Source organism: Nocardia crassostreae (genome assembly GCF_001613405.1).
GTDB classification, from domain to species: domain Bacteria; phylum Actinomycetota; class Actinomycetes; order Mycobacteriales; family Mycobacteriaceae; genus Nocardia; species Nocardia crassostreae.
The window spans coordinates 317,645-331,681 of the sequence record NZ_BDCH01000017.1 but is presented as its reverse complement, the minus strand read 5'-3'; the positions used below and the strand labels follow the sequence as shown (position 1 = coordinate 331,681).

At 66.8% G+C, this 14,037-nt stretch carries 13 protein-coding genes; 6 read left to right on the top strand and 7 right to left on the bottom strand.

Annotated features, from left to right (window positions below; all coding sequences use genetic code 11):
• Positions 1–15: 15 nt before the first annotated feature.
• Together NC4_RS17985 and NC4_RS17980 are read right to left on the bottom strand one after the other, a co-directional pair.
• Positions 16–636 (bottom strand): hypothetical protein, encoded by a 621-nt coding sequence (locus tag NC4_RS17985; RefSeq protein ID WP_067539475.1) that lies wholly within the window; start codon positions 634–636, stop codon positions 16–18.
• A 63-nt stretch (positions 637–699) separates the two neighbouring features.
• Complete coding sequence (locus tag NC4_RS17980; RefSeq protein ID WP_067539472.1) at positions 700–1,272, bottom strand: hypothetical protein; 573 nt, start codon at positions 1,270–1,272, stop codon at positions 700–702.
• Positions 1,273–1,281: 9 nt separating this feature from the next.
• Here NC4_RS17980 and NC4_RS17975 point away from each other — a divergent pair, with 9 nt between their 5' ends.
• Positions 1,282–1,689 (top strand): TIGR03668 family PPOX class F420-dependent oxidoreductase, encoded by a 408-nt coding sequence (locus NC4_RS17975; protein WP_067539469.1) that lies wholly within the window; start codon positions 1,282–1,284, stop codon positions 1,687–1,689.
• 1 nt (position 1,690) lies between these two features.
• Here NC4_RS17975 and NC4_RS17970 read toward each other — a convergent pair whose 3' ends face one another.
• Together NC4_RS17970 and NC4_RS17965 are read right to left on the bottom strand one after the other, a co-directional pair.
• The gene (locus NC4_RS17970) at positions 1,691–2,425 is read right to left on the bottom strand and encodes a DJ-1/PfpI family protein (RefSeq protein ID WP_067539466.1); all 735 of its coding nucleotides are present in this window, start codon (positions 2,423–2,425) and stop codon (positions 1,691–1,693) included.
• The gene (locus tag NC4_RS17965; RefSeq protein WP_067539464.1) at positions 2,422–3,396 is read right to left on the bottom strand and encodes a GlxA family transcriptional regulator; all 975 of its coding nucleotides are present in this window, start codon (positions 3,394–3,396) and stop codon (positions 2,422–2,424) included. Before NC4_RS17965 ends, NC4_RS17970 begins: the two co-directional genes overlap by 4 nt.
• A 153-nt stretch (positions 3,397–3,549) precedes the next feature.
• On the opposite strand from NC4_RS17965, the gene NC4_RS17960 reads away from it, so the two are divergent.
• From NC4_RS17960 to rpoB, 3 genes are all read left to right on the top strand, one after another.
• A complete protein-coding gene (locus NC4_RS17960; protein WP_067539461.1) occupies positions 3,550–5,157 on the top strand; it encodes an FAD-dependent oxidoreductase in 1,608 nt (535 codons plus the stop codon).
• Positions 5,154–5,894, top strand: coding sequence for an enoyl-CoA hydratase-related protein (locus NC4_RS17955; protein ID WP_067539458.1), 741 nt, complete (start codon positions 5,154–5,156; stop codon positions 5,892–5,894). The genes NC4_RS17960 and NC4_RS17955 overlap by 4 nt, the downstream gene beginning before the upstream one ends.
• 213 nt (positions 5,895–6,107) lie before the next feature.
• The gene (rpoB, locus tag NC4_RS17950) at positions 6,108–9,446 is read left to right on the top strand and encodes a DNA-directed RNA polymerase subunit beta (protein ID WP_067539455.1); all 3,339 of its coding nucleotides are present in this window, start codon (positions 6,108–6,110) and stop codon (positions 9,444–9,446) included.
• A gap of 10 nt (positions 9,447–9,456) precedes the next feature.
• Here rpoB and NC4_RS17945 read toward each other — a convergent pair whose 3' ends face one another.
• Positions 9,457–10,125, bottom strand: coding sequence for an L-2-amino-thiazoline-4-carboxylic acid hydrolase (locus tag NC4_RS17945; RefSeq protein WP_067539921.1), 669 nt, complete (start codon positions 10,123–10,125; stop codon positions 9,457–9,459).
• Between the two features lie 171 nt (positions 10,126–10,296).
• Entirely contained in the window at positions 10,297–11,571 is a 1,275-nt protein-coding gene (locus tag NC4_RS17940; RefSeq protein ID WP_067539450.1) for an RNA-guided endonuclease InsQ/TnpB family protein, read from the bottom strand.
• 741 nt (positions 11,572–12,312) lie between these two features.
• On the opposite strand from NC4_RS17940, the gene NC4_RS40285 reads away from it, so the two are divergent.
• Complete coding sequence (locus NC4_RS40285) at positions 12,313–12,615, top strand: hypothetical protein (protein WP_157554842.1); 303 nt, start codon at positions 12,313–12,315, stop codon at positions 12,613–12,615.
• Positions 12,616–12,619: 4 nt separating this feature from the next.
• Positions 12,620–13,033, top strand: coding sequence for a CocE/NonD family hydrolase C-terminal non-catalytic domain-containing protein (locus NC4_RS44695; RefSeq protein WP_169814823.1), 414 nt, complete (start codon positions 12,620–12,622; stop codon positions 13,031–13,033).
• Here the strand turns inward: NC4_RS44695 and NC4_RS17930 are convergent.
• The gene (locus NC4_RS17930) at positions 13,015–13,992 is read right to left on the bottom strand and encodes an ABC transporter substrate-binding protein (RefSeq protein WP_067539444.1); all 978 of its coding nucleotides are present in this window, start codon (positions 13,990–13,992) and stop codon (positions 13,015–13,017) included. The genes NC4_RS44695 and NC4_RS17930 overlap by 19 nt on opposite strands.
• Positions 13,993–14,037 lie beyond the last annotated feature (45 nt).

Sequence of the window (14,037 nt, the reverse complement as noted above, 5' to 3'; positions counted from 1 at the left end):
CCGAAGTTGTGTACATCAGCCGGAGGACCGGTCCCTGCCGGGGACGGCCATGGCGTAGACGCCCGCCGCCAGCTGGGTGCGGACGCCATTCGCCGCGACGCGGTACAGGGTGTGCGCGTGCTTGTCGCTGGGCTCGGCGAGTTCGACGACCGCGCGGTTCACCGTCTCGGCGCGGTCGACGACCGGCCCGTCCACCGGGGACCACTGATCATCGGCGTACTGCCAGCGGTAACTGCGCTCGTTGCCGGTCGGCTCGTCGCGTTCGCGCTGCGCGACGACCAGGGTCGGTCCGGAGTCGCTGTCCCAGCGGACTTTTCGGGGCGTGGTGCAGTTCTCGGTGACGGGATAGGTGGTGCGCAGGGTCCCGGGGCGGAGATCCACCGCCGTCACGGCGGCCCGGTAGCAGCCGTAGGGATGGACGTAACCGTACGGCTCGGCGTCGGCGATCACCACGGCGGCGGCGCCGTCCGGGGAGAAGGCCGCGCCGTGCACGAGGCTGTCCACCTCGGGCAGCTCACCGAAGGTCTGGGCGGCGCCGTCCGATCCCAGCAGGGACACCTCGCTGCGGAAGGAATGGGTCAGGAAGCTGAATTCGGTGCGAGTCCGCAGCAGCAGATCCCCGTCGGCGGCCAGCAATTGGTCGGTGAAGAAGGATCCGTCCTTCGCGATCGGCGCGGGCAGGACGCGCCATTCGGTTGGTTACGGTTGTGCCGCAACCAGATTCATCCGATTGATGATTCCGCCGGTGGTGAGCCATGCGATGGTGCTGTCGGAAATAGTGACGAAGCCACGGCAGTCGCATTGGATGCGAATGGGCTGGTCGGGCTGCGCCACGGGCACGGCTGTCAGCACGCCGGGACTGTCGGGGTCGGTGTATTCCCGGGCGGCAATGTATTTCGCATCCACGGTGAACCGGATCTCGGATCGGGTGTCGGTTCGCACCGGGGTCCGCGAGCGAACCCCGGTGCCGTCCGCGATCACCAGTTCCTCGGAAGTCGTGTACGCGAACAACTCCCGCCCCTCGGACGGCGAAGGCTCGGGCACGGTCACACACCCCGCGAGGCCGAGCAGTAGGGCGGACAGCACCGCGACCGCCGACCAGCGCTTCGGGTGGACGAGTGCGCCCGAGCGCTGCGGCGCGGCAGGCGCGGGCCGGTGACGACGCGGCATGGTTTCCCCCTGAGATCCCCCGATGACGGGCACGTTCACGATGCCGACGTGCTGTGCCCGCAAGGAGAGATCGCCCGGGGCCCCGGAAAGTGCAACGATCATGGAATGCGAATGACGTCGCGGCGGGCGCGGGAGCTGTTCGCCGCCGAGCGGGTAGCGCGCTTGGCGACCGTATCCGGCGACGGTTCGCCGCATCTCGTGCCCATCGTGTTCGCCGTGCTCGGCGACATCGTCTACACCGCCGTCGACGCCAAGCCGAAGACGATCACAGCCCTACGGCGACTGGCGAATATCGCGGCCAATCCGGGCGTTGCCGTCCTGGCCGATCACTACACCGAGGACTGGACACACCTGTGGTGGGTCCGCGCCGACGGCCGAGCCCGCATCGCCGACGGCGAGGAGGCGCGCGGGGCCCTGCGCGAATTGTCCACGCGCTATCCGATCTACCTCGAGCAGCCGCCGCCCGGTCCGGTGCTCGCCGTCGATGTCACGCGCTGGTCGGGCTGGAGCGCGAGCTGAGCTACCCCCGCGTGGCGCCGACGCGGTCGCGGACCCGATTCAAGGTCACCCGCCACAGCGCGATGCCCACGTCGATGGGCAGTCGCGGGGAGGCGGCGCGTTTGGTCAGCTCCAGCCGGGTCTTGCGCAGCAGATCGGCGGGCGCCTTGTCCGGATGGCCGGTGTCGTAGGGCGGGTACGGATCGTATTCGATGGTCAACTGGGTCATCTGCGCGACCTCGTCCCCCGCGATCTGCCCGACCAGCCAGAGCCCGAGATCGATCCCGGCCGAGACCCCGGCGGCGGTGACGATCTTGCCGCTGCGCACGATCCGGTCGTGCGGCCGCGACTGCGCGCCGAAGGCGGCCAGCGCCGGTTGCGCGGCCCAGTGCGTGGTGGCCGGATGCCCGCGCAGGATATCGGCCGCCGCCAGTATCAGCGCGCCGCTGCACACCGAGGTGGTCCACTGCGTGGTCTCGTGCACGGCCCGCAGCCAGCCGATGAGCTCCTTGTCGGCCATGGCCGCGGCGGTCGCGCCCTCCGAGCCCGGCACCAGCACCAGATCCGGTGCGGGCGCCTCGGCGAAGGTGTGCGTGGCGCCGAGCACCAGCACCCCGCTGTCGGAGACGATCGGGCCGACTTCATTGGATACGAACCGCAATTCGCTGTCGGGCAGACCGCGCAGCACCTCGTAGGGGCCGATGGCGTCGAGCACCGTCATACCCGGATACAGCACGATGGCGACCTGAAAGGTCATGGGGCATTCTCTCTTTCGGATACGGTGAACCGGGCGCGATACTCGCCCGGCGATACACCCAGGTGGCGGTGGAAGATTCGATAGAGGGTCTCGGGACTGCCCAGGCCGACGGCGGCCGCGACCCGGTCCAGCGGCTGATCGGTGGTCTCCAGCAGCCGCCGCGCCGCGCCCATGCGCACCCGCTCGACATAGCGCGCCGGGGTGGTGCCGAGTTCGGTGGCGAACACCCGGGAGAAATGCCGCCTGCTCATCCCGGACCGCTCGGCCAGCGCGGCCAGCGACAGATCGGCGTCGAGATTCTCCTCCAGCCAAATCTGTAGTGCGCGCAGCGAATTCCGCTTGGGCGGCAGCGCGGCGACGGGTGCGCTGAACTGGCTCTGCCCGCCCGGCCGGTGCAGGTACACCACCAGCCAGCGCGCCACCTCCCGCGCTAACTCCGGCCCGTGATCGGCGGCCACCATGGCCAGCGCCAGATCGATTCCGGCGGTGACCCCCGCCGAGGTCCACACCGGCCCGTCCCGCACATAGATTCGGTCCGGCTCGGTCCGCACCCCGGGGAAGGCCCCGGCCAGCATCTCCCCGCCCGCCCAGTGCGTGGTGGCCCGCCGCCCGTCCAGCAGTCCGGCGCGGGCCAGCAGGAACGCGCCCGAGCACACCGACCCGACCCGCTCGGCGAGCCCGGCCAGCCGCTGGATCCCCGTGACAAGCTCGGTGTCCGTGCTGGCCGTCCACGCAGTCAGGCCCCCGGCGACCAGCACCATGTGCACCGGCTCCGTCCAGTCCGCAAGCGCATGTTCCGCGGTGACCGCAATGCCGGAGGCCGAGCGCACCGGCCCGGCCCGCGTCGCCGCCAGCTCCACGCGATACCCGGGTTGTGCGCCCAGGTGGGTGGCCGAGCTGAGCACATCGGCGGGTCCGGCGGCATCCAGCAACTGGAAACCGTCGAACACCACCATCAGCACGACCCGCATCTCCCCAGCCTGCGACCCACGCGGGGATGGCGTCAATGCCACGACTATGGCAATTCGGGCCATCGAGCGAGACTGGATGACCTGACCGGAGATGTCGCCGGCACGGCCGACGGAGTCAATGGCGGCGGCTCCGATCGCAGATAGGGTCCGGTCATGGTCGAGGGTCCCGCATGCGATTTCGACTGGCTGATCATCGGTTCCGGGTTCGGGGGCAGCGTGTCGGCGCTGCGGTTGACGGAGAAGGGGTATCGCGTCGGGGTGCTCGAGGCCGGGCTGCGATTCGCGGATTCCGATTTCGCCCAGCGGGCGTCGCAGGCCGCGCGGTACTACTTCCTGCCCGCGCTCGGCATGCAGGGGATCTTCAAGCCGACCTTGTTCAAGGATCTGTTCTTGGTGACGGGTGCGGGCATGGGCGGGGGATCGCTGGGTTATGCGAATACGCTCTACCGCGCGCGGCCGGAGTTCGCGACCCACCCGCAGTGGTCGCGGCTGGGGGACTGGGATGCGGAATTGGCGCCGCATTTCGATACCGCCGAACGGATGCTCGGGGTCGTCGACTACGACCGGGACACCGCGGCGGACGAACTGCTGCGGGAGTACGCGACCGAGCACGGCTTCGGGCACACCTATCGCAAGACGCCGGTGGGCGTATTCCTGGGCGAGCCCGGAAAGACCGTCCCGGAACCGTATTTCGGGGGATCGGGCCCCGCCCGCACCGGCCGCGTGCGCTGTGGCAGCTGTCTGCTCGGGTGCCGCTACGGTGCGAAGAACACCCTGGTGAAGAACTACCTGTGGTTCGCCGAAAAGCAAGGCGCGCAGATACTTCCGGGTCGGACCGTGGTCGATGTGCGGCCGCTCGGCGCCGCGGACGGCGGTGACGGGTATGCCGTCACCAGCGAGCGCACCGGCGCGTGGGTGCGCCGCGACCGGCGGACGGTCACCGCGCGCGGTGTGGTCGTCGCCGCGGGCGCGCTCGGCACCAACCGATTATTGCTGCGCTGCAAGCTGTCCGGAGCGCTGCCGCGCCTGTCCGATCGGCTCGGCACGCTGGTGCGCACCAATAGCGAAGCCATCCTCGGCGTGCTGGCCCCGGACGACACCCACGATTTCAGCGCGGCGGTCGCGCTCACCTCGGGCATCTATCCGGGCCCGGACATCCATATCCAGCCGGTCACCTACGGCGGCCATGCCGATATCCAGTCGCTGCTCTACACCCTGGCCAATCCGCGCGGCACCCGCCGCACCCGGCCGCTGTACTTCCTGCGCACCGCCTTCCGGCACCCCCGCCGGTTCGTGAGATCCCTGCGCATCCGCGGCACCTCGCGCCGCACCATCATGCTGACCACCATGAAAACCGTGGAAAGCGCCATGCGCCTACGGGTCCGGTTCCGGCTGCCCACCGGATTCCCGGTGCTCACCACCGAACAGGATCGCGCCCATCCGAATCCGGATTTCCTCCCCGAGGCCTACCGTGCGGCCGACTGGATCGCGGACCGGCTCGGCGGCACCACCATGGCCGCCGTCCCCGAGGCCGTCTTCGCCATTCCCACCACCGCCCACCTGCTGGGCGGCGCGGTCATCGGCGAAACACCGGAGACCGGCGTCATTGACTCCCGGCACCGGGTTTTCGGCTACCGCAACCTCTTGGTCTGCGACGGTGCGGCGGTGCCCGCTAATGTCGGCAACAACCCGAGCCTCACCATTACCGCGATGGCGGAACGAGCCATGACCTTCGTCGAAGCGAGGAACGCAGCCCCATGACCGTCGACATCGAACGCCACGACCGCGTGCTGCTCATCCGGATGAACCGGCCGCACAAGCGCAATGCCGTCGGCGCGGAGATGACGGCGGCCTTGGACGCCGCGTTCAACGAGTTCGACGACGATCCGGAACTGTGGGTCGCGGTCCTCACCGGTACGGACGATATGTTCAGCGCCGGAACGGATCTCAGCGAGGGACTGTCGAAAAGCACGGTGCGAGGCGGCGAATACGGCCTCATCCGGCGGCCACGCGAGAAGCCGCTCATCGCCGCCGTCGAGGGCCGGGCGCTGGGCGGCGGTATGGAACTCGTGCTCGCCTGCGATCTCGTCATCGCCGCCCGGGGCGCGTCCTTCGCCCTGTCCGAGGTCAAGCGCGGTGTCATCGCCACCTGTGGCGGCCTGTTCCGGGCGCACCGCGCCCTGCCGGTGAACGTGGCCCGCCAGCTGTTGCTCACCGGCGAGGCGCTGCCCGCCGAACGGGCCTATCAACTCGGCTTCGTTAACGAGCTCACCGAGGACGGCGGCGCGGTCGCGGCCGCGCTGGCCATGGCCCGGCAGATCGTCGCCAACGCGCCGCTGTCGGTCCGCGAAAGCCTGCGCGCCGTCGAGCGCGTGCTCTGTGCCGATGATGAGGGGGCCACCGCGGACGCCCTGGCCGCCCTACAGGATTCGAAGGATCTCGCGGAGGGCATCACGGCCTTCTTCGAGCGCCGCCCGCCCCGGTGGCAGGCCCGCTGAATCGGCCGATTCGCGAAATCGGCTTGACGAATGGCACTTTCAGATGCCATTATTAAAGGGGAAAGGCACTGAGGATTTCGTGCCTTCTTTCTTTCTGCCCTCGACATTGGTCGAGTTCGGGTGTAATTTGGACTTCGCGTCGAGCGCCCGCTGTCCGAACCTCGAAATAAGAATTGACTGTGGGACGTGGCGTGGCGCGGTGCGTAAGGGGAAATGCAGCCGACAGACAAAGGACGCATCTTGGCAGTCTCGAGTCAGACCAAGCGGGTCTCGTTCGCCAAACTCCGTGAGCCACTGGAGGTTCCGGACCTACTGGGAGTGCAGACCGAATCGTTCGAGTGGCTGATCACCAGCGGGTTGGCGGAAGCACTGGAGGAGATCAGTCCGATCGAGGACTTCGCGGGGACGATGTCGCTGACACTGTCCGAACCGCGATTCGAGGAGGTCAAGGCCTCGGTCGAGGAATGCAAAGACAAGGACATGACCTACGCGGCGCCGTTGTTCGTCACCGCGGAGTTCATGAACAACAACACGGGGGAGATCAAGAGCCAGACGGTCTTCATGGGCGATTTCCCGATGATGACCGACAAGGGCACCGAGAAGGATCTGCACGGGGTGCGGGTCATTCCGTCGCGCGGGGCCTGGCTGGAATTCGATATCGACAAGCGCGACAGCATCGGCGTGCGCATCGATCGCAAACGCCGGCAACCGGTCGCGGTGCTGCTCAAGGCGCTCGGCTGGAGCGCCGAGCGGATCACCGAGCGATTCGGATTCTCCGGGATCATGATGACCACCCTCACCAAGGACGGCACCCCCGGCACCGATGAGGCGCTGCTCGATATCCATCGCAAGTTGCGCCCGGGCGAGCCGCCCACCAAGGAGTCCGCGCAGGCCCTGCTGGAGAACCTGTTCTTCAAGGAGAAGCGCTACGACCTCGCGGAGGTCGGGCGCTACCAGATCAACAAGAAGTTCGGCCTGCACACCGGCGCGGCCGACGGTCCGCGGGTGCTCACCGAGGACGATCTCGCCACCATCATCGAATACCTGCTGCGGCTGCACGCGGGTGAGGCCGTGATGACCGCGCCCGGCGGCATCGAGGTGCCGGTCGAGGTGGACGATATCGATCACTTCGGCAATCGCCGTCTGCGCACCGTCGGCGAACTCATCCAGAACCAGATGCGGGTGGGGATCTCGCGCATGGAGCGGGTGGTCCGCGAGCGCATGACGACCCAGGACGTCGAGGCCATTACGCCGCAGTCGCTCATGAACATCCGCCCGGTGGTGGCGGGCCTCAAGGAGTTCTTCGGGACCTCGCAGCTGTCACAGTTCCTGGATCAGCGCAATCCCATTGCGAGCCTGACCCACAAGCGCCGCCTGTCGGCGCTCGGGCCGGGCGGCCTGAGCCGGGAACGCGCCAGCCTCGAGGTCCGCGATGTGCAACACAGCCACTACGGCCGCATGTGCCCGATCGAGACGCCCGAGGGTCCGAGCATCGGGCTCATGGGATATCTGTCGGTCTACGCGCGGGTCAACCCGTTCGGATTCATCGAGACGCCGTATCGGAAGGTGATCGACGGCACGGTCACCGACGAGGTCGAGTACCTGTCCGCCGATCGGGAAGACCTGCACGTAGTGGCGCAGGCGAACGAGCCGCTGGATGCCGCGGGCCGCTTCGTCGCCTCGCGAATCACGGTGCGCCGCAAGAACTCCGAGGTGGAGATCGTGGACTCCGCCTTGGTCGACTATATGGACGTGTCGCCGCGCCAGATGGTGTCGGTGGCGACGGCCATGATCCCGTTCCTCGAGCACGACGACGCCAACCGAGCCCTCATGGGCGCGAATATGCAGAAACAGGCGGTGCCGCTGATCCGTTCGGAGTCGCCGCTGGTCGGCACCGGTATGGAGGCGCGCGCGGCGGCCGACTCCGGTGAAGTCGTGCTCAATGAGAAACCCGGTGTGGTCGAAGAGGTTTCGGCCGACTTCATCACCGTCATGCACGACGACGGCACCCGGAAGTCCTATCGCCTGCGCAAGTTCGAGCGGTCGAACCAGGGCACCTGCGCCAATCAGCGTCCGATCGTGGACGAGGGCGTGCGCGTGGAGGCCGGGCAGGTCCTGGCCGACGGTCCGTGCACCGAGAACGGCGAGATGGCCCTCGGTAAGAACCTGCTGGTCGCCATCATGCCGTGGGAGGTCTACAACTACGAGGACGCGATCATCCTGTCGCAGCGCCTGGTGGAGGAGGACGTACTGACGTCGATCCACATCGAGGAGCACGAAGTCGACGCGCGTGACACCAAGCTCGGTGCGGAGGAGATCACCCGGGATATCCCGAACGTCTCCGACGAGGTCCTCGCGGATCTGGACGAGCGCGGCATCGTGCGCATCGGCGCGGAAGTGCGTGACGGCGACATCCTGGTTGGCAAGGTCACCCCGAAGGGTGAGACCGAGCTGACCCCCGAGGAGCGCTTGCTGCGCGCCATTTTCGGTGAGAAGGCCCGCGAGGTCCGCGATACGTCGATGAAGGTGCCCCACGGTGAGTCCGGCAAGGTCATCGGCGTGCGCGTGTTCTCGCGCGACGACGATGACGATCTGCCGCCGGGCGTGAACGAGCTTGTGCGCGTCTATGTCGCGCAGAAGCGCAAGATCCAGGACGGCGACAAGCTCGCCGGGCGGCACGGCAACAAGGGCGTCATCGGCAAGATCCTCCCCGTCGAGGACATGCCGTTCCTGCCGGACGGCACCCCGGTCGACATCATCCTGAACACCCACGGTGTGCCGCGTCGTATGAATATCGGCCAGATTCTGGAGACCCATCTCGGCTGGATCGGCAAGACCGGCTGGAATATTCGGGTCGCCGACGGCACGCGCCCGGACTGGGCGCAGCGGCTGCCCGCGGAGCTGATGTCGGCCGAACCGGATACGAATGTCGCGACGCCGGTCTTCGACGGCGCCCGCGAGGAGGAACTCGCGGGCCTGCTCGGGTCGACCCTGCCCAACCGTGACGGTGAGGTCATGGTCGGGTCGGACGGCAAGGCGACCCTGTTCGACGGCCGCACCGGCGAACCGTTCCCGTATCCCATCGCGGTCGGCTACATGTACATCCTGAAGCTGCACCACCTGGTCGACGATAAGATCCACGCGCGTTCGACCGGCCCGTACTCCATGATCACGCAGCAGCCGCTGGGTGGTAAGGCGCAGTTCGGTGGTCAGCGCTTCGGTGAAATGGAATGTTGGGCCATGCAGGCCTATGGCGCGGCGTACACCCTGCAGGAGCTGCTCACCATCAAGTCCGACGACATTATCGGCCGCGTGAAGGTGTACGAGGCAATCGTCAAGGGCGAGAACGTCCCCGAGCCCGGCGTACCGGAGTCCTTCAAGGTACTGCTGAAGGAACTCCAGTCGCTGTGCCTCAATGTCGAGGTCCTCTCGGCCGGTTCCGCCTTCGAACTACAGCAGGGCGATGACGACGAACTGGACCGCGCCGCGGCCAATCTCGGAATCACGCTGTCCCGCAACGAATCCGCCTCGGTCAGCGATCTGCCGAGCTGATCGACCGCGCCTATCGGGTGCGGTCGAAGTGGAACGGGCAGTGCGATCCGCCGCGCCCGATGGTGGTGGCGCGGTCGAATCGGAAACCATGGGAATCCGGTTCGATCGCGCCGATCCAGTTGGCGTCGAAATCGCACATGATCGGTGTCAGTTCCGCCGCCGAATTCGCCTCCAGCACTTCGTGATAGAAGTATCGGACAATATCGACGTGGTAGCCGCTGTCGTCGTCGACCGGCCGCTCGAAGGTGAAACCCGCACCGAAGGCGTGGGTTTCGCGCGACTTGGACACCGCCACCATGGCGGCGAACGGATCCGGGGCCGCATCCAGCATGAAACGGGTGCCGGTCCGCACGGCCTCGCCGAGCGGTTCGACGAACGCCGCCCGCAGCAGCGCGATCGACTCGTCGCGGCCGAGTCGCGGTCGCAACAGCCGGTACGCGACCACCAGGGCGAGGGTAATGCGGAGGTTTGCCGCGGCCGCCGCGTCCACATTGCGGTGCGCCTCGGCGGCGGTGGATTCCGGTAGGCGGGTGCGCATTTCGGGTATCAGGTTGTCGATGCCGCGAGCATCGAGCGCGGCTTCGAGGTGGGCGAAGAAACCGTCGACGACGGCGGTCGCATCGCGCTCGGGATCCGGGATGTAGGCATCGCCGGAGAGATCGTAATGGTCGGTGGGCACGAGCTGTCCTTTCGAGAACAAGAACGTCAGCACGCTCCACCAACCAACCTGGCGCTGAGTCGACAGTTGTATCGACTCATGCAGGATGCCACCGGGAGCCGGTTTCCGGCAAGCGATGGTCAGGTTGGGATGTTCGCCGGGGAGACGGGCGACCCGACCCGACTCCAGCCGTCAGCAACCGCTCTTTTGACGTGCTCGCCGCCCTGGAGGGCGGAGATTCTCTACCGTGCTCATTTCGGCACCTCGATGGCTTCCTGCTTCACCGGCCGGTGCCGGAATAACTCCCGGTCTTACCTGGCCTCCACAGGCGTTTAGTCTCTCCGTCCGTCCGGCGGCGAGGATGTTGTTGGCGGCGTCGATATCTCGGTCGTGCACCGCCCCGCACCCGCAAGCCCATTCCCGCACCCGCAGCGGTTTCGCCGCACCCACCACACCGCACGCCGAGCATGTGCGCGTCGATGGGAACCATCGATCGACCTTCCCGAAAGCGCGGCCATACAGTCGAGCCTTGTACTCCAACATGTTCACGAACGCCGACCAGCCCGCGTCGTGCACGCTCTTGGCCAGCCGGGTGCGAACGAGACCGTTCACCGCTAGATTCTCGACGTAGACCGCTTGGTTCTCGCGGATCAACCGTGTCGAGAGCTGGTGGTGGAACTCCCGTCGCGCGTCGGCGACCTTCGCGTGCTGGCGGGCGACCCGTACTCGGGCCTTGCCGCGGTTACTGCTGCCTTTCTCCTTCCGCGACAGCGACTTCTGAAGTCGCCTCAGCTTCGCCTCCGCGCGCCGCAGAAACTTCGGTGAGTCTATCTTGCGACCGTCGGCCAGCACCGCGAAGTGCTCGAGACCGAGATCGATTCCCGTTTCATCACCTGCTGTCGGCAGCGGGTCGGCAGTCACGTCGATCACGAACGACGCAAAGTATCTGCCGGCCGCGTCCTTGATGATAGTGACGCTCGACGGCGCGGCGGGCAGATCACGCGACCAGCGGACCCGAATATCCCCGATCTTCGACAGGCGCAGTCTTCCGGTCTCGGTGATCGAGAACGGCGCGTTCTTGGTGAATCTGATCGCCTGCCGGTTGTCCTTGCGTGACCGGTGCCGGGGCGGACCGAGCTTGGGCCCCTTCCGTTTCCCGGACAGCGAAGCGAAGAAATTGCGGAAGGCAACATTCGCGTCAGCGAGCGCCTGCTGCAGCACGGCCGCCGACACCTCACTCAACCAGGCACGCTCGGGAGTCTTCTTCGCCGCTGTAATCACCTGTCGGGACAGTTCCCCGTCGGTGGGGTACGGCAAGCCGAGCTGGTGTGCATCCTGGCGAATACGCAGCGCGTCGTTGTAAACCACTCGGGCACACCCGAACGCACGAGCCAACGCCAACCGTTGGCACGGCGTCGGATCGATCCGGTACGAGTACCGCAACTGCACAGCATCAACCTTACCCATGGGCTCCCGGAGGCCGAAGTAGTTTCCGCCCAGGTTTTTGCCGCCACTTGCACGCCAAGCGCACGTTCGATCACGGTCTGCTAGAGGAGCGTGAACCGTGAAAGATAAAGCCGCGGTGGTGAACCAGGCTCGGCGTCTCCGACTATCGGCGCAACGGCCTACCGCCTCCACGGCACTTGGTGGCGGCTGAGCTTCGTCAACGCCACCACGTGGCAATCGGGATCTACAAGCTGTCGTGCAGGGGCGGTTCGACGCACAATGGCTGGCCGATCCGGTGACCTTGCTGCCGCAGCTTGCGGATGTGCTACCGTCCGTCGCCGACCTGTCCACGCTGCCCCTGGCGACGGTCGATCTAGCCAGATACAGTGAATCGTATCGGGGACGCCAATCCGATACGAGCCGGATCATGCTGCCCACTTGCTAATCGGCGGCTGGCACGATGTCGACTGCAGCCAACTGCGTATCTAGGACGGCCGTCTGGTGTGCTGCCGGGGCATTGGTAGCTGGTCAAGGGCACTGGCTACCATTGCGCCGCCATCAAGGATTTCGGCTCGCCAGGCGCGCCGCCCGTGACCCGGTGCTGCGGCCGGACTGGATCGGCAAGTGGCTCAGGGGAACCGACATTGGCATCAAACTCCTTCGGCCCGGTCACCCCGTTCCAGCAGAGCCGTGGCTGGACAGCCACGGCAGCTGCCTATCCCCGATGCGCTTGCCAATACCGGTATCCGACGGTCAATTCCAGTGGCAAAGCTGCCCGTGCGCTGTTCGGCGGCAGTCTCGCCGCAAACGCAGTGGCTGCGCCCGACGGGCTCACCGTGGCCCGGACCGCGCAGCGTGTGCTCGCGCCGGGCCGCCGCGGGCACGGCCGGTCTGACTGCAACGGTGTTCGGTGCGACTTGTGAACTGGATTCGCGCTTCGCTGAAGCCAAAGCGCTGACCTTAAGCGGCGCACCGGCCATCGCGCCGACGGTGCTGTCCAACCCGATCAACGTGCGTCTGAATACCGTTCTGGACGCGACCACGGAGTCTGGGCTGTTTCGGTGAACGATTGTGCCCCGAAGGCACTTCAACGCTCATCTCCAGCTGTCAACTCACCGCCGCGCTGCGGGCCGTGGATCCGGCGCGCAATACCTGCACCAGCACAAGCGACTTCATCCAGGTGTACCACCCGCTTGACGTCAGTGCTCGTGATCCGCAGATCCCCGGACAGCCGACCACGTTCGGAATCGGTCTACAGTCCACCGATGCAGCCATCGCGCTGGGCCACCGCCTGCGCATCGATAGCTACCTGTCAGTGCGCGCAGTGCCCGGCCCGTTGGGATCGCTGCTCGCGATATTGGATTACGCGCACGGCAGGGCAAGCTCGACCCGGCCGAGCCCTGCTTCGCCACGCTTTCGTTTCGGGGTGAGTCGGATCTCTGACCCGCCAGGGTGCGTGCCCCGTCAACAACTACTTTTGTAGAAGTACTGCTCGTTGCTGCTCAGGTTCTCCTGGGTGATGGCGATCATATTGGTTTCGATGGTGCGGGTGACCGGCTTGCCCTCCAGCGCGGCCACGGCCTGATCGACGCCCTGCTTGCCGATATCGCCCGGATTCTGGGCGATGAGCGCCTGCACCGTGCCGTCCTTCAGGTCCTGGACCTGCTTGGGGCTGGCGTCGAAGCCGACCACCTTCACCTGGCCGAGTTTGCCCGCATTGCGCAGGCCGGTGGCCGCGCCCTCGGCCGAGCTCAGGTTGGTGGCGAAGATACCGACCAGGTCCGGGTGCGCCGCGAGGGTGGCGGTGACGATCGAGGCGGCCTGGGCGGCCTCGTTATTGTTGTACTGCACGCCGAGCGAGGTCAGGCCGGGATGATTGCGCTTCAGCTCGTCCTCGAAGCCCTGGGCGCGCTGATCGGTGGTGGAGGTGCCCGCCTTGGTATTGATCACCAGGACGGAACCGTTGCCGCCCACCAGTTTCGACAGCGTCTGCGCCGCCAGTTCGCCGCCCGCGACATTGTCCGAGGCAATGGAGGACAGCGCGATGGACTTGTCCTCGAGCGCGGTATCGACCTCGATCACCTTGATGCCGCTGTTCTTGGCCTGCTCGATCGGGCTGGCCATGGCGGAGGCGTGCGTGGGCGCGATGAGGATCGCGCCGGGCTTGGTGGCAATGACGCCGGTGACGATCGGCGTCTGCAGGGAGGCGTCGAATTGGGTGGGCGCCTGCGTATCCAGGGTGTATCCGAGCTGCTCGGCCCGGGCCTGCGCGCCGCACTGCATGGAGATGTAGAAGGGTTCATTGGCCACGCCGGGAATGAGCACCAGCTGCTTGGCGTCGCCGCCGCCGGAATTGCTCACCGACCCACCGCATCCCGCCACCAGCGCCGCCACCGTCACCATGACCCCGGCCACCACGGCCGCTCGTCCACCGGTCCTCATCGTCAGGCCCTCTTTCCGAAATGCGTTGTGTTATTTCCGGTCTCG

Bases quoted from the DNA above. Each gene is read 5' to 3' on its own strand.
- NC4_RS17960 (WP_067539461.1), top strand. From the start codon at position 3,550: ATGGTCGAGGGTCCCGCATGCGATTTCGACTGGCTGATCATCGGTTCC.
- NC4_RS17970 (WP_067539466.1), bottom strand. From the start codon at position 2,425: ATGACCTTTCAGGTCGCCATCGTGCTGTATCCGGGTATGACGGTGCTC.
- NC4_RS17965 (WP_067539464.1), bottom strand. From the start codon at position 3,396: ATGCGGGTCGTGCTGATGGTGGTGTTCGACGGTTTCCAGTTGCTGGAT.
- NC4_RS17940 (WP_067539450.1), bottom strand. From the start codon at position 11,571: ATGGGTAAGGTTGATGCTGTGCAGTTGCGGTACTCGTACCGGATCGAT.
- NC4_RS17955 (WP_067539458.1), top strand. From the start codon at position 5,154: ATGACCGTCGACATCGAACGCCACGACCGCGTGCTGCTCATCCGGATG.
- NC4_RS17975 (WP_067539469.1), top strand. From the start codon at position 1,282: ATGACGTCGCGGCGGGCGCGGGAGCTGTTCGCCGCCGAGCGGGTAGCG.
- rpoB (WP_067539455.1), top strand. From the start codon at position 6,108: ATGCAGCCGACAGACAAAGGACGCATCTTGGCAGTCTCGAGTCAGACC.
- NC4_RS17930 (WP_067539444.1), bottom strand. From the start codon at position 13,992: ATGAGGACCGGTGGACGAGCGGCCGTGGTGGCCGGGGTCATGGTGACG.
- NC4_RS17980 (WP_067539472.1), bottom strand. From the start codon at position 1,272: ATGATCGTTGCACTTTCCGGGGCCCCGGGCGATCTCTCCTTGCGGGCA.